This is a genomic window from Helicobacter acinonychis (assembly GCF_900461455.1).
Taxonomy (GTDB): domain Bacteria; phylum Campylobacterota; class Campylobacteria; order Campylobacterales; family Helicobacteraceae; genus Helicobacter; species Helicobacter acinonychis.
Window position 1 is genome coordinate 1072524 of sequence record NZ_UGIA01000001.1, and the last position, 19446, is coordinate 1091969.

General features: G+C 38.9%; 19 protein-coding genes, 1 tRNA gene and 1 pseudogene. 11 read left to right on the forward strand and 10 right to left on the reverse strand.

From position 1 onward, the window contains the following. The first annotated feature begins 98 nt into the window (after window positions 1-98). The 3 genes from DYI00_RS05150 to DYI00_RS05160 are packed head-to-tail and all read left to right on the forward strand — an operon-like array spanning window position 99 to window position 2829. Window positions 99-1547 carry a DASS family sodium-coupled anion symporter gene (locus DYI00_RS05150; RefSeq protein ID WP_011577280.1) on the forward strand — a complete coding sequence of 483 codons (1449 nt, stop codon included), beginning with the start codon at window positions 99-101 and terminating at the stop codon, window positions 1545-1547. Next, window positions 1548-2534 (forward strand): adenine-specific DNA glycosylase, encoded by a 987-nt coding sequence (locus DYI00_RS05155; protein ID WP_081430791.1) that lies wholly within the window; start codon window positions 1548-1550, stop codon window positions 2532-2534. Between the two features lie 4 nt (window positions 2535-2538). Beyond that, window positions 2539-2829, forward strand: a complete 291-nt coding sequence (locus DYI00_RS05160) for a hypothetical protein (RefSeq protein WP_011577278.1) — start codon at window positions 2539-2541, stop codon at window positions 2827-2829. Here the strand turns inward: DYI00_RS05160 and DYI00_RS05165 are convergent. Beyond that, entirely contained in the window at window positions 2780-4426 is a 1647-nt protein-coding gene (locus DYI00_RS05165) for an L-lactate permease (protein WP_011577277.1), read from the reverse strand. The genes DYI00_RS05160 and DYI00_RS05165 overlap by 50 nt on opposite strands. A gap of 220 nt (window positions 4427-4646) precedes the next feature. Here DYI00_RS05165 and DYI00_RS05175 point away from each other — a divergent pair, with 220 nt between their 5' ends. The 4 genes from DYI00_RS05175 to DYI00_RS05190 are packed head-to-tail and all read left to right on the forward strand — an operon-like array spanning window position 4647 to window position 7940. Next, the gene (locus tag DYI00_RS05175; RefSeq protein ID WP_011577276.1) at window positions 4647-5375 is read left to right on the forward strand and encodes a (Fe-S)-binding protein; all 729 of its coding nucleotides are present in this window, start codon (window positions 4647-4649) and stop codon (window positions 5373-5375) included. A gap of 23 nt (window positions 5376-5398) precedes the next feature. Continuing rightward, window positions 5399-6844: a LutB/LldF family L-lactate oxidation iron-sulfur protein gene (locus DYI00_RS05180; RefSeq protein WP_011577275.1), complete on the forward strand. Its 1446-nt coding sequence runs from the start codon at window positions 5399-5401 to the stop codon at window positions 6842-6844. Then, window positions 6837-7472, forward strand: a complete 636-nt coding sequence (locus DYI00_RS05185; RefSeq protein ID WP_011577274.1) for a LutC/YkgG family protein — start codon at window positions 6837-6839, stop codon at window positions 7470-7472. The genes DYI00_RS05180 and DYI00_RS05185 overlap by 8 nt, the downstream gene beginning before the upstream one ends. 9 nt (window positions 7473-7481) lie before the next feature. Beyond that, the gene (locus tag DYI00_RS05190; RefSeq protein ID WP_011577273.1) at window positions 7482-7940 is read left to right on the forward strand and encodes a peroxiredoxin; all 459 of its coding nucleotides are present in this window, start codon (window positions 7482-7484) and stop codon (window positions 7938-7940) included. 208 nt (window positions 7941-8148) lie between these two features. On the opposite strand, the gene DYI00_RS08510 is transcribed toward DYI00_RS05190, so the two are convergent. Together DYI00_RS08510 and DYI00_RS05200 are read right to left on the reverse strand one after the other, a co-directional pair. Next, on the reverse strand, window positions 8149-8283 hold the full coding sequence (locus tag DYI00_RS08510; protein WP_104687376.1) for an HP0135 family lipoprotein: 135 nt from the start codon (window positions 8281-8283) through the stop codon (window positions 8149-8151). A gap of 297 nt (window positions 8284-8580) precedes the next feature. After that, window positions 8581-9930, reverse strand: a complete 1350-nt coding sequence (locus DYI00_RS05200; RefSeq protein WP_011577271.1) for a class II 3-deoxy-7-phosphoheptulonate synthase — start codon at window positions 9928-9930, stop codon at window positions 8581-8583. A 185-nt stretch (window positions 9931-10115) separates the two neighbouring features. Between DYI00_RS05200 and DYI00_RS05205 the strand changes: the two genes are divergently transcribed. Both DYI00_RS05205 and DYI00_RS05210 read left to right on the forward strand, forming a co-directional pair. Next, window positions 10116-11357 carry an aromatic amino acid transport family protein gene (locus DYI00_RS05205; RefSeq protein WP_011577270.1) on the forward strand — a complete coding sequence of 414 codons (1242 nt, stop codon included), beginning with the start codon at window positions 10116-10118 and terminating at the stop codon, window positions 11355-11357. Next, window positions 11357-12724, forward strand: a complete 1368-nt coding sequence (locus DYI00_RS05210; RefSeq protein WP_011577269.1) for an L-serine ammonia-lyase — start codon at window positions 11357-11359, stop codon at window positions 12722-12724. Before DYI00_RS05205 ends, DYI00_RS05210 begins: the two co-directional genes overlap by 1 nt. Before the next feature lie 83 nt (window positions 12725-12807). Here DYI00_RS05210 and DYI00_RS05215 read toward each other — a convergent pair whose 3' ends face one another. From DYI00_RS05215 to dsbK, 4 genes are read right to left on the reverse strand one after another with little or no spacing between them, the layout of a single operon-like run. Then, entirely contained in the window at window positions 12808-13338 is a 531-nt protein-coding gene (locus tag DYI00_RS05215; protein ID WP_104709218.1) for a PepSY-associated TM helix domain-containing protein, read from the reverse strand. Further along, window positions 13338-14510, reverse strand: a complete 1173-nt coding sequence (locus tag DYI00_RS05220) for a glutathionylspermidine synthase family protein (protein WP_104709217.1) — start codon at window positions 14508-14510, stop codon at window positions 13338-13340. Before DYI00_RS05220 ends, DYI00_RS05215 begins: the two co-directional genes overlap by 1 nt. Before the next feature lie 14 nt (window positions 14511-14524). Beyond that, on the reverse strand, window positions 14525-15172 hold the full coding sequence (locus DYI00_RS05225) for a UPF0323 family lipoprotein (RefSeq protein ID WP_104709216.1): 648 nt from the start codon (window positions 15170-15172) through the stop codon (window positions 14525-14527). 15 nt (window positions 15173-15187) lie between these two features. Further along, on the reverse strand, window positions 15188-15976 hold the full coding sequence (gene dsbK / locus DYI00_RS05230) for a protein disulfide-isomerase DsbK (RefSeq protein WP_011577265.1): 789 nt from the start codon (window positions 15974-15976) through the stop codon (window positions 15188-15190). Between the two features lie 99 nt (window positions 15977-16075). On the opposite strand from dsbK, the gene kdsB reads away from it, so the two are divergent. Both kdsB and DYI00_RS05240 read left to right on the forward strand, forming a co-directional pair. Then, window positions 16076-16807 carry a 3-deoxy-manno-octulosonate cytidylyltransferase gene (gene kdsB, locus DYI00_RS05235; RefSeq protein ID WP_011577264.1) on the forward strand — a complete coding sequence of 244 codons (732 nt, stop codon included), beginning with the start codon at window positions 16076-16078 and terminating at the stop codon, window positions 16805-16807. A gap of 54 nt (window positions 16808-16861) precedes the next feature. Continuing rightward, window positions 16862-16936 (forward strand) — tRNA-Asn (locus tag DYI00_RS05240). 136 nt (window positions 16937-17072) lie between these two features. Here the strand turns inward: DYI00_RS05240 and DYI00_RS05245 are convergent. The 3 genes and pseudogenes from DYI00_RS05245 to cysE all read right to left on the reverse strand — a co-directional run bounded on the left by DYI00_RS05245 (window position 17073) and on the right by cysE (window position 19394). Further along, entirely contained in the window at window positions 17073-18062 is a 990-nt protein-coding gene (locus tag DYI00_RS05245) for a DNA adenine methylase (RefSeq protein ID WP_104709215.1), read from the reverse strand. An 8-nt stretch (window positions 18063-18070) separates the two neighbouring features. Further along, window positions 18071-18756: pseudogene (locus DYI00_RS05250) on the reverse strand (NlaIII/IceA1 family type II restriction endonuclease). An 86-nt stretch (window positions 18757-18842) separates the two neighbouring features. Continuing rightward, on the reverse strand, window positions 18843-19394 hold the full coding sequence (cysE, locus tag DYI00_RS05255) for a serine O-acetyltransferase (RefSeq protein WP_011577261.1): 552 nt from the start codon (window positions 19392-19394) through the stop codon (window positions 18843-18845). Between the last annotated feature and the right edge of the window lie 52 nt (window positions 19395-19446).

Genomic DNA, 19446 nt, shown 5'->3' on the forward strand with positions numbered 1-19446 from the left:
TAACATTAAATTAAGAGTTAAATGCAATTTAATTTGATGATTTGAGCGCGATTTTTAAATTGAGTGCACCCCTTGTCTTTTTTAATGAAAGGATAAACATGAAAAAACCAATCGTTTCAATCCTTGCCCCCTTTTTTATCGCAGTATTATTGTATTTTTTAGGCGCTCCTAGTGGGCTAAATCCTAACGCATGGCTTTATTTTTGTGTTTTTATAGGCATGATTGTAGGGCTTATTTTAGAGCCGGTGCCAGCAGGCTTGGTAGCGTTGAGCGCGTTAATGTTATGCGTGGCGTTAAAAATTGGCGTTAATAGTGAAATAGCGAGCGCTAATAAGGCTATTTCGTGGGGCTTGAGTGGGTATGCAAATAAAACGGTGTGGCTCGTGTTTGTCGCTTTTATTTTGGGTTTAGGGTATGAAAAAAGCTTGTTAGGGAAACGGATCGCTCTTTTACTCATTAGATTTTTAGGGCAAACCCCTTTAGGTTTAGGCTATGCGGTTAGTTTGAGCGAATTGTGTCTAGCCCCCTTTATCCCTAGCAACTCCGCTAGAAGTGGGGGTATACTCTACCCCATCGTCTCTTCTATCCCGCCTCTAATGGGATCTACCCCCAATAATAACCCTAACAAAATTGGTGCGTATTTGATGTGGGTCGCATTAGCTTCAACTTGCATCACTTCGTCCATGTTTTTAACCGCGCTCGCTCCTAATCCCCTAGCAATGGAAATCGCCACCAAAATGGGAGTGCGTGAAATCTCATGGTTTTCATGGTTTTTAGCGTTCTTGCCTTGTGGGGTGCTTTTAATCTTGCTTGTGCCTTTATTGGCGTATAAAACCTGCACCCCCACCTTAAAAGGCTCAAAAGAAGTGAGTTTGTGGGCTAAAAAAGAATTAGAGGGCATGGGGAGGTTTTCTTTAAAAGAAATTTTAATGCTCAGTCTCACTTTACTGGCTTTATTGGGTTGGATTTTTGGCAAATCTTTAGGCTTGCATGCGAGCGCGACGGCTTTGATTGTCATGGTTTTAATGGCTTTTTGTAAGATTGTAAGCTATGAAGACACCATTAAAAATAAGAGTGCATTTAATATTTTTTTATTGCTTGGAGCGTTGCTCACGATGGCCGGTGGGCTTAAAAATGTAGGCTTTTTAGATTTTATCGGTAATATTACTAGCGATTTTTTAAAGCATGCCAACTTGGATCCTTTAATAGCGTTATTACTCGTCATAACCCTCTTTTATTTATCGCATTATTTCTTCGCAAGCATCACCGCCCATGTGAGTGCATTATTAGCCCTTTTTATAGGGATAGGCTCGCATATTCAAGGGATCAATTTGCAAGAATTGAGTTTGTTTTTGATGTTATCTTTAGGGATCATGGGGATTTTAACGCCCTATGGCACAGGCCCATCCACCATCTATTATGGGAGTGGGTATATTCAAAGCAAGGATTTTTGGAAATTGGGGCTTATTTTTGGGTTTGTGTATTTGATCGTGTTTTTAAGCGTGTGCGTGCCTTGGGTAAAATCCATCGCTTTTAGGTGGTTATAGCTGGAAACTTTACACAACGCCCTTTTAAAATGGTATGAAGAATTTGGGCGCAAGGATTTACCCTTTAGGAATTTAAAGGGCATTAACGCCCCTTATGAAGTCTATATTAGCGAAGTGATGAGCCAACAAACCCAAATCAACACGGTAGTTGAGCGTTTTTATTTCCCTTTTTTAAAAGCCTTCCCCACTTTAAAAGACTTAGCGAACGCTCAATTAGAGGAGATTTTATTGTTATGGCGAGGGCTTGGCTATTATTCTAGGGCTAAAAATTTAAAAAAAAGCGCTGAAATTTGTGCAAAAGAACATCATTCACAACTACCTAATGACTATCAAAGCCTATTAAAACTCCCCGGCATTGGCGTATACACGGCTAATGCGATCTTGTGTTTTGGCTTTAGAAAAAAAACCGCATGCGTAGATGCTAATATCAAGCGCGCACTTTTAAGGCTTTTTGGTTTAGATCCTAACATTCAAGCTAAAGATTTGCAAAGAAAAGCGAATAACTTCCTCAATCTTAATGAAAGCTTTAATCATAACCAAGCTTTAATTGATCTAGGGGCTTTAATTTGCTCCCCTAAACCCAAGTGTGCGATTTGCCCCTTAAACCCTTATTGTTTAGGTAAAAACCATTTAGAAAAACACACGCTTAAGAAAAAACAAGAAATCATTCAAGAAGAGCGTTATTTAGGCGTTGTCATCAAAAATAACAAAATCGCTTTAGAAAAAATAGAGCAAAAACTTTATTTTGGCATGCACCATTTCCCTAACTTAAAAGAAAATTTAGAATTCAAGCTCCCCTTTTTAGGCGTAATCAAACACAGCCACACCAAATTCAAGCTCAATTTAAACCTGTATTTGGCCGCTGCAAAAGATTTAAAAAACCCCATCAATTTTTATAGCCTTAAAGATTTAGAGACCTTACCCATAAGCTCTATGACGCTTAAAATCTTGAATTTTTTAAAACATAAAAACTTATTTGGGAGTTAAAGCCATGTTAAAAATACCCCTTTTTGTATTAGCACTCATCCTTTTAAATGCATGCAAAAATCCGAGCATGAGCAAAAACAATCTGCAATGCTATAGAAGTATTATGGGAGCTATCCCTTATGGGAATTTAAAAGATCCTAGCAACTCCAACCAGCATTCTAAAGAATGGCTCAATTTAGATCCGCTTTATTTTTCAACATTCCCCACTCAAAGGGGGTTTAATTCTTGCCAAATACAAAGCGAGCCTACTTTATCGCAGGCACCACTTCAGGGATCAAATACGCAATCGCGCTGAACACAACTCCCATGATTACTACAAAAACAAGGGAATATTTAACCGTGAATTTGAACAATTCGCTCTCTTTACCCACTAACCCCACCGCCGCACAAGCGATAGCGATACTTTGAGGGCTTATCATTTTACCCACAACGCCTCCTGAAGTGTTTGCCGCCAAGAAAAGCACTTCAGGCAAGCCAAGCTGTGTGGCGATGAGCATTTGCAAAGAGCCAAATAAAAGGTTGGAGCTCGTATCGCTTCCGGTTAAAAACACTCCAAGCCAGCCTACAACAGGCGAAAAGAAAGTGAAAACATGCCCAGTATCGGCTAACGCCAACGCTAAAGTAGCGCTCATGCCACTATAATTAGCCACATACGCAAACGCCAAGACCACGCCAATGGTTAAAATCGGCAAACGCATTTCTTTTAAAGTGGTCCCAAACACCCCTATTGCATCGCTGATTTTCACGCGCAAAATAAACACGCTCAAAATGGCGGCTAAAAAGATGGAAGTGCCTGTCGTTAAGATTAAAGGTAATTTAAACACGACAGGAAAACTTTTCGCTTCAGCGACGATGGGAGCGGTTTTGAAAATCTTTTGACTGATAGAACTGAATTCAAACGCAAAGCTAGAAAACGCCAAAGCCCCACCTTCTTTAAAGAGCGCTTTAAACCAAGGTTGCGTCCATATAATAATCGTGATAGTGAGCAACACAAAAGGCATCCACGCCACGATCACCTTGCAAATATGGTGTTTTTCTGTGCTAATCGTAGGCTCTTTGCCATTGCTAGTGAAAATATTTTTAGGTTGCCAAAACTTTAAAAATAAAGTGGTAGCAATCAATGACACTAAAGCTGAAATAATATCTGGGAGTTGTGGTCCCAAATAATTAGAGCTTAAAAATTGCACGATAGCAAAGCTAAACCCAGTAACCGCCACCGCCGGAAAGGTTTCTCTAACGCCCTTAAAACCATCCATTAAAAACACGATGAAAAAAGGAATGCCAATAGAAAAAATGGGCAACACCCTGCCCACCATTTGAGAAATCTCTAATTCAGGGACACCCACCACACTAGCCATAGCGGTAATAGGGATACCCACCGCACCAAAAGCCACAGGGGCGGTATTAGCGATTAAGCATAACCCAGCAGCGTATAAAGGGTTTAGCCCAAGACCTACTAAAATCGCTGCTGTGATTGCTACTGGACCTCCAAAACCAATCGCTCCTTCTAAAAACGAGCCAAAACAAAAGCCAATCAAAATCACTAAAATGCGATGATCTGGGGTCAAACTTAAGATGCTTTCTTTTAAAATCTCAAAATACCCGGATTTCACTGAAAGGTTGTAAAGAAAAATCGCAGCGATCACGATCCAAGCGATCGGCCATAAGCCATAGAGAAAGCCATAAATAAAACTCGTGCTCACCATTTCAGTAGGCATTTTATACACAAATAGCGCGATCAACACTGAAAGTGCCAAACTCAAAAACCCAGCACTATACCCCTTAAGCTTAAAGACAATAAGAGAGACAAAAAAGAGTGCAATAGGCGAGAGTGCAACTAGAGCACTCATCCAAATATTGCCTAATGGGTCATAGATTTGATGAAATTCCATGCATTTTCCTTGAATGATTAAAAGTATTTTTATATCTTACTTAAAAGAAAAACTAATTTTGAGTAGCGTTTAATATTAAGTGGGGTTGAGCAGATTTGTAGTTTATTTTGGTAACAATATCTAAGAGAGTGGGTTTATCAATTTGTGTTTCATAATCTTACTAATTTTGATATTATACTATGTTTGAAACTCTTAAATTTGGAATTTTAAGGAGCATTCTTTGAAAGTCAATTTCTTTGCGACATGTCTAGGGACAGCCATATATAGCAACGCATCGCTTAGTGCTATCAAATTACTCCGCAAGGAAAATTTGGAAGTGGTTTTTAAAAAAGATCAAACATGTTGCGGTCAGCCAAGCTACAATTCAGGGTATTATGAAGAGACTAAAAAAGTCGTTTTATACAATATCAAGCTTTATTCTAACAACGACTACCCCATTATTTTACCCAGTGGTTCATGCACAGGGATGATGCGGCATGATTATTTGGAATTATTTGAAGGGCATGCCGAATTCAATATGGTTAAAGATTTCTGCTCTAGGGTGTATGAATTGAGCGAATTTTTGGATAAAAAATTGCAAGTCAAGTATGAAGATAAGGGCGAACCGCTTAAAATCACATGGCATTCTAATTGCCATGCCTTAAGGGTGGCTCAAGTGATTGACTCGGCTAAAAATCTCATCAGACAGCTTAAAAATGTAGAACTCATTGAATTAGAAAAAGAAGAAGAGTGTTGCGGGTTTGGGGGGACATTTTCGGTTAAAGAGCCTGAAATTTCAGCCGTTATGGTTAAAGAAAAGATTAAAGACATAGAAAGCCGTCAAGTGGATGTGATCGTTTCAGCGGATGCTGGGTGTTTGATGAATATTAGCACCGCTATGCAAAAAATGGGCTCTTCAACAAAACCCATGCATTTTTATGACTTTTTAGCCTCAAGGCTTGGACTTTAACATTAAGGGATAAAGGGATAATCATGGAAAAACACCACAGCGACCAAGAATACGAAGAAATCATCACCGACCAATTAGGCGATATACAATTAAGGGAAAATTTGCGTTCTGCAATGGATACCTTAAGGGCTAATCGCAAGAATTTGATTAAAAATCGTTACAGCGAATGGGAAAATTTAAGGGAGTTAGGCAAGGAAGTCAAGCTTAAAATCTTATCCAGGCTTGATGAGTATTTGGAATTGTTTGAAAAAAACGCCACCAAAAACGGCTTTAAAATCCATTATGCTAAAGACGGCGATGAAGCTAATGAAATCATTTACAATCTCGCTAAAGAAAAAAACATTAAGCGCATTTTAAAGCAAAAGTCTATGGCGAGCGAAGAAATCGGCTTGAACCATTATCTCAAAGAAAAGGGCATTCAAGCGCAAGAAACAGATTTGGGCGAATTGATTATCCAACTTATCAATGAACACCCTGTGCATATTGTCGTGCCAGCTATCCATAAAAACCGCAAACAAATCGGTAAAATTTTTGAAGAAAAACTCAACGCCGCTTATGAAGAAGAGCCTGAAAAACTTAATGCGATCGCTAGAAAGCACATGCGCAAGGAATTTGAAAGCTTTAAAATGGGGATTAGTGGGGTTAATTTCGCTATCGCTAATGAGGGGGCGATTTGGTTAGTGGAAAATGAAGGCAATGGCAGAATGAGTACCACCGCATGCGATGTGCATGTCGCTATTTGTGGGATTGAAAAATTAGTAGAAAGCTTTGATGATGCAGCGATTTTAAACAATTTGCTCGCTCCAAGCGCTGTGGGTGTACCTATCACTTGCTATCAAAACATTATCACAGGTCCTAGAAAAAACGACGATTTGGACGGTCCTAAAGAAGCCCATGTCATTTTATTAGACAATAACCGCTCCAATATTTTGGCTGATGAAAAGTATTATCGCGCTCTTTCATGCATTCGTTGCGGGACTTGTTTGAACCACTGCCCTGTCTATGATAAAATCGGTGGGCATGCCTATCTTTCCACTTACCCTGGTCCTATAGGCGTGGTGGTATCTCCCCAACTCTTTGGGCTTAATAATTATGGGCATATCCCTAATTTGTGCAGTCTTTGTGGGCGTTGTTCTGAAGTATGCCCCGTAGAAATCCCACTAGCGGAGCTTATTAGAGATTTACGATCGGATAAAGTGGGCGAAGGCAGGGGCGTAGTCAAGGGGGCTAAAAGCACGCAACACAGCACAATGGAAAAATTCTCTATGAAAATGTTCGCTAAAATGGCGAGTGATGGATCTAAATGGCGTTTTCAATTGAAAATGGCTCAATTTTTCTCCCCTTTAGGCAAGCTTTTAGCTCCCATACTGCCTTTAGTCAAAGAGTGGGCTAGTGTGAGAACCTTACCCAATATGGACACAAGCTTGCATGCAAAAGTCCAACATTTAGAAGGGGTGATCTATGAGTAAAGATCTTATTTTAAACCGCATTAAAGAAGCCAAAGCTAAGCATACCATTAAGGGAGCAAACCCTACTTATAAAAATATCATTAAAGTGGAGTTTGAAGATTTGGTGGAAGAATACAAGCATTTTCAAGTGTTGAATAAAGCTGAAGTCATTGAAAGCGATAAAGAAAATTTAGAGCAAGCGATTTTAAAAGCTTTAGAAAACTTTAAAAGCGAAAAAATCTTACACGCTACGGATTTAGATTTAAATTTTGAAGCGTTTAAGGATTTTACTTTACAACCCTATGATAAAGAAATTGAAGCAATGCGTGAAGAATTGTTTAACATTGACACGGCTTTGTTGCATGGGGCTTGTGGGATTTCAAGCTTGGGCATGATTGGGGCGGTTTCTTCGCATGCAAGCCCACGATTGCTTTCACTCATTACCCTTAATTGCATTATCTTATTGAAAAAAGAATCCATTGTGCGCAATTTAAGCGAAGGCATGCAAGCTTTAAAAAACCAGAGTAAAAACGGCGTCTTACCCACAAACATGCTCCTTATTGGTGGACCTAGCCGGACAGCTGACATTGAATTAAAAACCGTTTTTGGGGTGCATGGGCCTCAAAAAGTCGCTATCATTCTCTATTAAAGGATAAGAATGGAAAAATTAGAAGCTGGGCAGTTAGCCCCCAATTTTAGATTAAAAAACAGCGATGGGGTAGAGATTTCTTTAAAAAATTTGCTCCATAAAAAAGTGGTGTTGTATTTCTACCCTAAAGACAACACACCCGGATGCACATTAGAAGCGCAAGATTTTAGCGCTCTGTTTAATGAGTTTGAAAAGAAAAACGCTATCGTCGTGGGTGTAAGCCCTGATAATATTCAATCGCATCAAAAATTTATCAGCCAATGCTCTTTGAATGTGATCTTGCTCTGCGATGAAGACAAAAAAGTCGCTAATCTCTACAAAGCTTATGGCAAACGCATGCTTTATGGGAAGGAGCATTTGGGGATCATCCGCTCCACTTTCATTATCAACACGCAAGGCGTTTTAGAAAAGTGTTTCTACAATGTCAAAGCGAAAGGTCATGCTCAAAAAGTTTTAGAGAGTTTGTAGTTTCATTCTCAAGCTTTCGCCCCTTTTAATGTTTGGGCTTTTTAATTATTTCTTTCATTTAGAAAAATTTTGGTCGCTTTGTTTTAAACCCATAAGGGGATAAGAAATTATTTTGCGATAATGTCTCTAAAGAACGCTTTTTAAAAACGACCGCTTGACTAAAACCAACCTTTGATTGTAAAAACGCTAAAAGCATTTTTACAATGATTTATTTTTGTTCAGGTTGCCAAATGGTTTTTTCTGAAGGGGTGCTATCAGCTTCGTTTTGTAAAATTTGTTGTTTAGTTTCATGGCAAGCTGCAAACAATAACACCAAGATTACAGCTAAAAAGGAAAATTTCATTTCAAGCTCCTTTAAATATTAAAATATACGATCCATTATAAGAAAATAAGAGTTAAAAAAAGTTTAATCTTTGATTCTGTTTTAACGGAGCGTTGTTGCAATTTTAAAAAACGCTCAAAACATTCTTTAAAACCAATCTTTAAAAAACGCTTCCTTGGAGGGTTTAGTTGGGGCTTGTAGAGGAGAATTATTCCACAACACCCCCTATCCTTAAGAGTTTTATAATAAAGTAAATCTAAAATGACAAAAAAGTTTAGTGACCCATTTTTAATTAAAATAGAGCTTTAATTTATTCAACTAAACGCGTTGTTTTTTAAGCATGTCCGCAATCAAAAAAGCGAGTTCTAGGGCTTGAGTGGCGTTTAGTCTTGGATCGCATTGCGTATAATAATGGTAGCTCAAACCCTCTTCGGTGATCGCTTGCGAGCCACCGATACATTCTGTAACATTCTCACCTGTCATTTCCAAATGAACCCCAGAAGCTAAACTACCTTCAGCCCTATGGATTTCAAAAAAGCTTTTCACCTCATCTAACACGCAATCAAAAGCCCTTGTTTTAACCCCTGAGCTGGTTTTTACCGTGTTGCCATGCATGGGATCAATACTCCATAAGATATGGCGTTTTTCTTTCAACACCCCTTGTAAAAGTTTAGGCAAACGCTCTTTAATCATCTTAGAACCCATGCGCACGATCAAATTCAAACGCCCCTTAATGTTGTGCGGGTTTAAAACATCGCACAATTCTAGCACTTCGCTTATACTCGCATTAGGCCCAATTTTCACACCAATAGGGTTACAAACCCCCCTTAAAAACTCCACATGAGCGCCTTTAGGATCTCTTGTCCTTTCGCCAATCCACAGCATGTGTGCGGAGCAATCATAAAACTGGTCAGTCAAGCTATCCTTACGCACCAAAGGCTCTTCATAATGGAGCAGTAACGCTTCGTGGCTCGTGTAAAATTCCACCTCCCTAAGGATAGGCGTTCGCTCTATCTCCACCCCGCATGCTTGCATAAACCCTAAAGCTTGCGTGATCCTGTCAGCGATTTGTTGGTATTTTTGCCCAAAGTCGTTGTTTTTGACAAAATCCAAATTGAAACGATGCACTTGCTCCAAATTGGCTAACCCGCCTTGAGCAAAAGCCCTAATAAGATTTAAAGTCGCCACGCTTTGATGGTAGGCTTTAAGCATTCTTTCAGGATTTGGCTCTCTTTCTTTTTTGGGAATCCCATTGATAATATCCCCTCTATAACTCAACACTTCTTCATTGTCTAAGATTTCAGTCGCATTGGAGCGCGGTTTGGCAAACTGCCCAGCAATGCGCCCCACTTTCACGATCGGTATAGAGCCAGCAAAAGTGAGAACAATCGCCATTTGCATCATCACTTTAAACATGTCTCTGATCCTGTTAGCGTTAAATTGAGAAAACGACTCTGCGCAATCGCCCCCTTGCAATAAAAACGCCTTATTGTCAATCGCTTGAGCTAAGCGCTCTTGTAAGTTTCTCGCTTCACCAACAAACACTAAAGGAGGGTAGGAGTGCAACTCTTTTTTAACTCTCTCTAACTCTTTTTGGTCTTTATAAATGGGGTGTTGCTCTATCTTAAAAGAATGCCATGAAGTTGGCGACCAAGTTGTATTTGACATTTCTATATCCCTAATATTCTTTTCTTTAATTTAATTTTTTAAGCGTTATTATAGCTTGTGCGGGTTAAATCGTGGATTTTAGAAAGTAAATGCACGCTTCAACCTCCCTTTAATTCCAATAAACCCTAATCATAAAAAGCTTTATGATACAATGAAAATTCATACGATAAAAGGGTGGTTATGGCATGACGCAAAAAAAAGAAACTCCAAAAGATCTCAAAAAACTCAATTTGTTTGATTTGCGCTGGATGGCGTCCTTATTTGGCACGGCGGTGGGGGCTGGGATTTTATTTTTGCCTATTAGAGCCGGTGGGCATGGGATATGGGCCATTGTAGCGATGAGTGCAATTATTTTCCCTTTAACTTACCTAGGGCATAGAGCTTTAGCTTATTTTATAGGATCTAAAGATAAAGAAGACATTACGATGGTCGTTCGCTCGCATTTTGGCACTCAATGGGGGTTTCTTATCACTTTGCTTTATTTCTTGGCGATTTATCCTATTTGCTTGGCTTATGGGGTGGGTATCACGAATGTGTTTGACAATTTTTTTACCAATCAATTGCATTTAGTGCCTTTTCATCGTAGCTTATTGGCTGTCGTTTTAGTTTCTTTAATGATGCTTGTAATGGTTTTTAACGCCACGATTGTCACACGCATTTGTAACGCTTTAGTGTATCCTTTATGCTTGATTTTATTGCTTTTTTCTTTGTATCTTATCCCCTATTGGCAAGTTAATAACCTTTCTGTAATGCCGAGTTTTAAAGAATTTGTGCTAGCTATTTGGCTAACCTTACCGGTGCTTGTGTTTTCATTCAACCATAGCCCCATTATTTCAACCTTCACTCAAAATGTGGAAAAAGAATACGGCGCTTTCAAAGAGTATAAACTCAATCAAATTGAATTAGGCACATCGCTCATGCTTTTAGGGTTTGTGATGTTTTTTGTGTTTTCTTGTGTCATGTGCTTGAATGCTGATGATTTTATGAAAGCAAGGGAGCAAAATATCCCCATTTTAAGCTATTTTGCTAACACTTTAAACAACCCCTTAATCAATTATGCAGGGCCTGTGGTGGCTTTTTTAGCGATTTTTTCATCTTTTTTTGGGCATTATTACGGAGCTAAAGAGGGCTTAGAAGGCATTATTATACAAGGCTTAAAATTGAAAAAGGCTTCTAAAACCTTGAGCGTGGGTGTAACGATCTTTTTATGGCTTAGTATCACGCTTGTGGCTTATATTAACCCTAATATCTTAGATTTTATTGAAAATTTAGGCGGTCCCATTATCGCGCTCATTCTTTTTGTAATGCCTATGGTAGCTTTTTATAGCGTTTCTAGTTTGAAGCGTTTTAGAAATTTCAAAGTGGATATTTTTGTGTTTATCTTTGGGAGCTTAACGGCTTTGAGCGTGTTTTTAGGATTGTTCTAATGGCTAGTTTTTCTATTTTATCCATTTTTAAAATCGGCGTTGGGCCTAGCTCTTCACACACCATAGGGCCTATGGAAGCTGGGGCGAGATTTTGCGGATTGTTAAAAGATATTTTAGAACAAGTTGCACGCATTCAAATCACCTTGCATGGCTCATTAGCATTGACCGGTAAAGGGCATTTGAGCGATGAGGCGGTTTTGATTGGCTTGCATGGTATTTATGCTAACGAGTTGGATATAGCAACCAAAAAAGCCTTGCTGCATGAAGTGTTTGAAAATAAGGTTTTAAAACTCGCTAACCAACATCATATCCCTTTTGATTATTCTAAAGATTTGATTTTTGACAATAAACCTTTAGCAAGACACCAAAATGCTCTTATTTTAAAAGCTTTTAACGCTAAAAATGAGGTTTTAAAAGAAGAAACCTACTATTCTGTTGGCGGAGGATTTGTCTATACTGAAAAAGAATTAGACAACTTGGCTGAAGAGAATGAAAATGAAAGCGTCGCTTATGATTTTTCAAGCGCTAAAGAATTGCTAGAATTATGCCAAAAACACGAAAAAAACATTGCTGAAATCGTGCGTTTGAGAGAAAACGCACTCAAAAACCACCCTGATACAACGATGACTAAAATTTATCATGCGATGCTTGAATGCTATCATAATGGGGCTAACTCTAAAGAAATGTATCTTCCTGGTTTTTTGAAAGTAACACGATTAGCCCCAAGCATTAAAACGCGTTTAGAAAAACACCCCAAAAATGGGAATGACCCCTTAGCTTTGATTGATTACATCTCGCTTTACGCTCGTGCCATTGCTGAAGAAAATGCTAGTGGCGGTAAGGTGGTAACCGCCCCTACTAACGGAGCGTGTGCGGTGGTGCCAAGTGTGCTTTTATATGCTAAAAACCATTTGTTTGAAAATTTATCGCAAAAATCTATCAATGATTTTTTGCTCACTAGTGCGGCGATTGGCTATCTTTATAAGAAAAACGCTTCCTTGAGTGGTGCAGAAGCGGGGTGTCAGGCTGAAATTGGTGTGGCAAGCTCTATGGCTGCAGGGGGGTTAGCTTATTTGTATCAAGCCACGATCAAACAGGTTTTAATGGCTAGTGAAATCGCTATGGAACACCACTTGGGATTGACATGCGATCCTGTTGGGGGCTTGGTGCAAATCCCTTGTATTGAACGCAATGTTTTAGGGGCAATTAAAGCGATCAGCGCTTCTAAATTGGCTTTAGAAGATGCATACAAGCCTAAAGTGAGTTTAGATGAAGTGATCGCTACGATGTATGCGACTGGGAAAGACATGAATGAAAAATACAAAGAGACTTCGTTAGGGGGGTTAGCCAAAACGCTAGAATGCTAAAATAGGGTTTTAAGAGTTTATCATAAAATGGAATTTAAAAACCCCTTTTTTGAAAAAATGAAAGTCAATATTTGATTAAAACCCTACAAAGACCAATAAATCGCTCCTAAAAACACAACGATCCCCATCAAAATACTCACAAACATGCGTTTAGTATCTTTAAGCGCTACCATTAAAAACGCACTCAAGTAAAACAACAACAAAAACACGCAAAAAATCCCTAAAAGCACCTGAAACACGATACCCACTTTAGCCTTATGCAACATGATTAACGCGCCTAAAAAACCTCTTTCAATGGTTTTGATTTTCGTTTGAGCGTCTTTGGTTTCAATCCTGATTTCATACAAAGGCGTGCCGATAGCTAACGCCCCCCTATAATCTCTAGGCTCTATCTTTTTAGGCATAGCGATATGATTTTCTTTTAAAAAGTCTTTTAAAAAATCCAACCGCTCTTCTTTTTTTAAAGATTTTTCTAAAACCCACTCTTTGATGTTAGCACCAGTGTCTTGTCTCACCCCAAAGAGCAATAAAAACCCACTCATTGCAAAAAGCAACACTAAGGGGAAGAAAAAAGTGGTCGCATAAATGTGGAAATAGCGCATCATTTTAGTCATTATTGCAACCTGTGGCTCACAAATTTAGAAAAATTATCCAAAACCAACCCCCCTTTTCTAAACCCTAATGCACAAGATTCATAAGCAAAAAACACATTGGGTTGGTAATACAAGCCATTATGCGAATTGAGTTCATAAAACTCTTGATAAATGGGCTTGTGGTTAGAATAAACGCCGTCCGTTTTTAAGAGCGATTGCATGGAAGCTTCAAAAATTTCACTATTGGCCCCTTCCCTACCAAAAGCCACTTTTTTGATTTGCTTTTTATTGGCTAAAGGTTCATAGCTCGTTTCTAACAATAAGGGGTGGTTGGGGTATCTATCCCATAAAAGTTTTAAAAAACGCTTGGATTGGAAAAGGATCGTATAAGCAGGGTTTAAAAAAATCGTGTTTCTATTTTCCATCATGCTTTGCATTAAAAGGGCCAATTCTGGCTCATCAATAGCGATATTTTCCCATGGGATTAATTTGAATAGAAATTCATAATTCAAGCCGTTTTTAAACACGCCCTCTTCTGCATTAAACTCCACCTCATCAATGTAAGAAAAATCCGTTTCAAACCCTACGCTTTGAGCGGCGTCTTGTAAAAAACGCATGGTGCGTTCTTCTTCAATATTATCCCTAACGCTTGAAAAAAGGATTTTCCACCCCTCATACATTTCTTCAAAATGGCTCGTGTCTTCGCCCAAAGTTACCATGCGTTTGAAATTCTCGCCAAGTGCTTCATAGAGATTATTGAATTGCTTATTTTCATCATAGCCATTGGCTTTGAGTAACGCCCACTGGATCACTGCAGTTTCATAGAGCATGGTGGGGGTATCTGCGTTAAATTCTAGCAATTTAATGGGCTTACCATCAAGCCCCCCAGCCAAATCAAAACGCCCATAAATATGCCAATGCACTTCTTCTTCAAAACTCTGCTTGATCATAGGAATGAGCATGTTAGGAATATCTAATTCAAAAAAGCGCTCGTTTTCTATCACCTCTTCAGCCGTCTCTACGAACATGTCATAAAGCTCATTGCAAGCGTCATAATAGGCGTCCGCTTCTTTTTGAGAAACTACCACCATTTCATCAGCGATATAAGAAGAGTTATCGCTATCAGTGTGCCAATCCAAACCGATTTCTTCTAAAGTCTTATTGTCTAAAGGTTTTAAAGGAATTACTTGCATCTTTTAGCCTTGAATTATGAGTTAAAGCCCCTTGTCCCAGAGCTTACCGCCGGCGAACTTGTAGGCTTGCTAGAGCCAAAAAAACCGCTTTTTCCCCTATTCGCACCACCTACGCCTGAAGCACTAGGTGTGCTTTTAGAAAAGGAATTTTGAGAGCGTTGGTAAGCTTGTGGGGATTTGTAGGTCCGTTGGGCGTTTTGCTGGTAATTAGGGTTGTTGAAAAGCTTATTACCGATATAACTCCCTAAAATCGCCCCCGCCGCACTCCCTAAAATCGCACTCCCCAAGCCAAAGCCTGAGCTTTCATTACTCCCTCCACTATTGGGTTGGACAAGTTTGCTCGTGCCATTATCAATTTTAGCTTCTTCTTCTTTAATAAGCTTTTGAATCTCTTCATCGCTGAGCACGCGTTCATTGCCATTTAAATCACGCACCACAATGTGGGTTTTTGAGCTAGGGTATTCTTCAATAACCTTGTAAGATTTGTCCTTTTGCTCTTCTAAAATCACAAACGCACCTTTTTGAACGCTTTGAGTTAAATGGCTTTGCTCTTTGGATTTGTCATCAGCATTGCTCTTACACCCCACGATGCTTACCACCACTAATGCACTCAAACCACCCACGATCGCATAATCAGAAATCTTTCTGTATGGTTTTTTCATGCGAGTAGCCTTATGTTATGACCTATAATGATACAAGAAAGGCACGCCTTTAATCACGCCGGGCTCAAAAATCTTTTTAGTGACATTTTCCACTTTAGTGCGTAAATCTTCAGGCTCTTTTTGGGCATTAATATCATATTGGGTGGAATAAATCTTTTCAATGATAGAGATTTTATCTTCCACGCTCGCTCCCCTAGCCTTAGCCTGTGCCATTTCTTCTTGGATCAAAGCCGCTTTTTTAGCCGAATTGACCCCAAGCCACCCCACAATAACCATTTTAACGGTGTTTTCTTTCAAGTGGTCTCTGAGTTTAGTGAGCTCTCTTTGGCAATGCGGACACATGGGATCAGAGACAATATAAAGGATCTTGTCTTTATTTGCAGCGTTAGTGGAAGGTAGTTCTACCACATAATCAGCAGGCACTTCATTAAAAATAGCGTTCAATTTCGCGCTATTTTGCTGGGTAGCATTAAGGGTTTGGATTCTTTGATTGGTTTCGGCGACCAATTGCACATCGTCGCTTTTATTGCTAAAAAAGATATTGCTAAGCCCTATGACTAAATTACCATCCTTACTCACCACAAGCGGGATTTGATATTTAGTGTCTGGGTCTTCTACCACCACGATTTTTAAATCTTGATTGGATTTCAAAGATTTAGTCTCTAAAATACGCACCTTTTTACTAGTTTGTTTTTCAATCACCTTAACTAAATTGTCTTGCATTTGCTTATTAGCCGGACTTTCAGGGGCTGCCCCTAAACTTACAAGAAGGAACACGCTCAACACACTCGCTCTTAATATCATTAAAAACTCCTAAAGTTCATTAGCCTAAATCTCAAAAGAAATAAGCTTCTTAAATGGGTATAATACCATAAAAATCCCCTATTTTATAAGGCTTAAAAGATGATTATCATCCCTGCTAGATTAAAATCCAGCCGTTTTGAAAATAAAGTGCTAGAATGTATTTTTGGCTTGCCTATGGTGGTCCGTTGCGCTAAAAATGCGAGTTTAGTTGATGAATGCGTAGTCGCTTGCGATGATGAAAGCATTATGGAAGTGTGTCAAAAATTCCATATTAAAGCGGTGATGACCTCCAAACACCATAATAGCGGCACGGAGCGCTGTTTGGAAGCGGCTCAACTCTTAGGATTAAAAAACGATGAAAGGGTTTTAAACTTGCAAGGCGATGAGCCTTTTTTAGAAAAAGAAGTCATTGCAATGTTATTAGAAGCCACTAAAAACGCTCCTTTCATGGCGACCTGCGCTAAAGTCATTGATAAAGAAAAAGCCAAAAACCCTAATTTAGTCAAGGTGGTTTTAGACCATCAAAATAACGCCTTGTATTTTTCACGCTCCCTTATCCCCTTTTTACGAGATTTTGATTTGAAACGCCCCACGCCTCTTTTAGGGCATATTGGCATTTATGGTTTTCATAATAGAGAGATCTTAGAAGAATTATGCTCCTTAAAGCCATGCGTTTTAGAAGAGATAGAAAAGTTAGAGCAATTGAGGGCTTTGTATTATCAAAAAAATATTCTAGTGAAAATCGTTCAAAGTGAAAGCGTGGGTATTGACACGAAAGAAGATTTGCAAAACGCTTTGAAAATTTTTAACTCTCTGCCAACAACGCCGTGATTTTACTTGACTTTTTATAAAAAACACACTAGAATTTCTTTTTTCAAGCGAAATTCCAGATTAGCTCAGCGGTAGAGTAGGCGGCTGTTAACCGCTTGGTCGTAGGTTCGAATCCTACATCTGGAGCCATTCTTTGCTATCTTTTCACTTCTCATTAAACACTGACAACTAAAACTTTTAACTTAAAAAATGCGGAATTAGATATAAGAAAAACTTGCATCAAGTCTGATTAAAATGGATATAAAAAATCCGCTCGCATTCATCCTCACTTAATAAGAACATGCAAAAATTCTTTGGTGTGCGTGGCTTTGTGGACGCGTGTATTGTCTGCTTTAAAACGCATGTAGGTTTTGGTGAATAAAGAGTAAGTGCCGTATTTTTTTAAGATATTTCTAATCTCTGTTTCATTCATAAGCCCTTCATTGTTATAGCTTAAAAAGATGTATTTGAATCGCGCTTTTTTGATCAAGTTTTCAAAGGCATTTAAAATCTTATTGCGAGAGCAAAACGATGATTTCTGGTAACTGGGCAAGCCGGTTTTACCTTTTGGGATAAAGGGTGTATAAGTGGCAATCGTGTTTAATAAATGATAGTTCGCCCCATATTGTCTCGCATTATAAGGGGGGTCTAAATACAAAATATCCCCTGAAATCTTTTCAATCAAATCATTGGAATCCTGCTGATATACTTCGTTAGCGTTTTGGCTCAAATCAAAATGAGCGCCTTCTAAAATGAGTTCTTTTTGAGCGCTTTTTTTAAGGTGTTTTAAAAAAGCCCCATAAACTGAAGCGGTATTAGCCACCTTGTCTGCACTCTCCAATAACGATGCGAGCAAAAAATAATACGCATGGCCATCAATATTTTGAGAACGCTTGAGCTCTTCAATTTTTAAACGCATCGCATCAATTTTTTGAGCGTTCGTTTCGCTAAAATACTGCCTTGAACTCCCTCCTAAAGAATAATGCGAATAGATAAAGCCCTTTTTTAAAGCAACGCTATTAATCTCATCAATAAGCTCTTGTTTGTTAGGGATCTCTTGAATGTTGGCAATATAATTTTGATTCAAAACAAAGCTATAATACTCCAAATCATTAGAGATAATCTTATTAACGGCTTTTTTAAACGCGTGCCCCACAATACCCGTCCCAGCGAACAGATCACAAAAAATCGTGCAAGAGAGATCACTGCCCACAACCGCATGGATATTTTCCTTAATAAAGGGAATGAGCTTGTATTTAGAACCGATGTAGTTCATTGCAACCACTATAAAGTAGTTTTTTGATGGTATCCAATTTGATACCCCTCATCATAACCTTTTTGATACCCTTCATTGTATATCCTATCATTACAAGTTTTCTTGTATTGTATGGGGTCATATTGATAGCAACCCACACAGCCGTCATATTCAGCCTCCCCCTCATAGAAAGGATAATGATTGCCAAGAATTTTTGTTGCATCAAATCTATAGCCAGTCTCTTTGCATTCTTTACAAATTTGGCGTTTCTTATCATTACAAGCTTTACATAAAGCCTGAAAATCATCTAAAGTCTGCATGCTTAAATCAGAAACTCTTGGATCATTTTTGCGGCCGTCTTTGTGATCTACCTCTATTTGAGTGTTTTCAGAGTTGCCCCACACACCGCACATAGCACAACATTGTTGGCTATAGTGATTTTTAATATCTTGACGGATACTTTGGTTAAAAACACACTTGGTATTATAGCCATTCAAGCGTATTCTATCAATAGAATTTCTTGGAGTTTGCTCCTTATCAAACTCCAAGTTAAATTCTTTAGCTATAGATGAACTCTTCCTACACCAACTCCCCCATTACCTAGCTGTAATTCTTGATATTTTCCTACAAATTCTGTAACGCTTACCCAACGACTCACCCCATTTTCATCAGGTTGAGCAAGTTCTGAAAATAACTCTTTTTTGCTTTTATTCATCTTTAAAAAACCTCTTCTTTATAAAATTTAGGATCAAAATAACCCACCAACCATAGCACAAATGAGATCAACTGCTTATCTAAAACCTAACAATCCTTTATAATGATTTTAGCTTTAGTGCTTACAGCAGTAGAGCCTGCGGGTAAATCTGAAAGCACCACAGCATTAGCCCCAATCTTCGCACCATCGCCCACGCAAATTGCACCCAAGACCTTAGCCCCTGCCCCCACTACCACACGGTTGCCTAAAGTAGGGTGGCGCTTACCCTTGAGCTTGCCCGTGCCCCCTAGAGTTACGCCATGATAAATGGTAACATCATCTCCAATCTCTGTGGTCTCGCCAATCACCACGCCCATGCCATGATCGATAAAAAGCCCTCGCCCAATCTTAGCACCCGGATGGATTTCTATCCCAGTGATAAAGCGTGCCAGCTGAGAAAGTGTGCGTGCAATAAAATAAAACCCACGCTTGTGCAACGCATGCGCTAGGCGGTGGCAAAGCAGTGCATGAATACCCGGATAAAGCAAGAAAACCTCCCACTTATTCCTAGCTGCAGGATCTTCTTGCAAAACACGCTCCAAACTATAAGATAAATCCTTTATTATAGAGTTTGTTTGAAATGTATTTTTCCCCTTCATTTAAGTTTTTCTCCCATAAAAAGAATAGCAACTGCTAGAAATTTTGCATCAA

Coding starts and splice junctions, on each gene's coding strand:
- DYI00_RS05150 (WP_011577280.1), top strand. CDS start 99: ATGAAAAAACCAATCGTTTCAATCCTTGCCCCCTTTTTTATCGCAGTA.
- DYI00_RS05160 (WP_011577278.1), top strand. CDS start 2,539: ATGTTAAAAATACCCCTTTTTGTATTAGCACTCATCCTTTTAAATGCA.
- DYI00_RS05165 (WP_011577277.1), bottom strand. CDS start 4,426: ATGGAATTTCATCAAATCTATGACCCATTAGGCAATATTTGGATGAGT.
- DYI00_RS05180 (WP_011577275.1), top strand. CDS start 5,399: ATGGAAAAACACCACAGCGACCAAGAATACGAAGAAATCATCACCGAC.
- DYI00_RS05185 (WP_011577274.1), top strand. CDS start 6,837: ATGAGTAAAGATCTTATTTTAAACCGCATTAAAGAAGCCAAAGCTAAG.
- DYI00_RS05190 (WP_011577273.1), top strand. CDS start 7,482: ATGGAAAAATTAGAAGCTGGGCAGTTAGCCCCCAATTTTAGATTAAAA.
- DYI00_RS08510 (WP_104687376.1), bottom strand. CDS start 8,283: ATGAAATTTTCCTTTTTAGCTGTAATCTTGGTGTTATTGTTTGCAGCT.
- DYI00_RS05200 (WP_011577271.1), bottom strand. CDS start 9,930: ATGTCAAATACAACTTGGTCGCCAACTTCATGGCATTCTTTTAAGATA.
- DYI00_RS05205 (WP_011577270.1), top strand. CDS start 10,116: ATGACGCAAAAAAAAGAAACTCCAAAAGATCTCAAAAAACTCAATTTG.
- DYI00_RS05210 (WP_011577269.1), top strand. CDS start 11,357: ATGGCTAGTTTTTCTATTTTATCCATTTTTAAAATCGGCGTTGGGCCT.
- DYI00_RS05215 (WP_104709218.1), bottom strand. CDS start 13,338: ATGACTAAAATGATGCGCTATTTCCACATTTATGCGACCACTTTTTTC.
- DYI00_RS05220 (WP_104709217.1), bottom strand. CDS start 14,510: ATGCAAGTAATTCCTTTAAAACCTTTAGACAATAAGACTTTAGAAGAA.
- DYI00_RS05225 (WP_104709216.1), bottom strand. CDS start 15,172: ATGAAAAAACCATACAGAAAGATTTCTGATTATGCGATCGTGGGTGGT.
- dsbK (WP_011577265.1), bottom strand. CDS start 15,976: ATGATATTAAGAGCGAGTGTGTTGAGCGTGTTCCTTCTTGTAAGTTTA.
- kdsB (WP_011577264.1), top strand. CDS start 16,076: ATGATTATCATCCCTGCTAGATTAAAATCCAGCCGTTTTGAAAATAAA.
- DYI00_RS05245 (WP_104709215.1), bottom strand. CDS start 18,062: ATGAACTACATCGGTTCTAAATACAAGCTCATTCCCTTTATTAAGGAA.
- cysE (WP_011577261.1), bottom strand. CDS start 19,394: ATGAAGGGGAAAAATACATTTCAAACAAACTCTATAATAAAGGATTTA.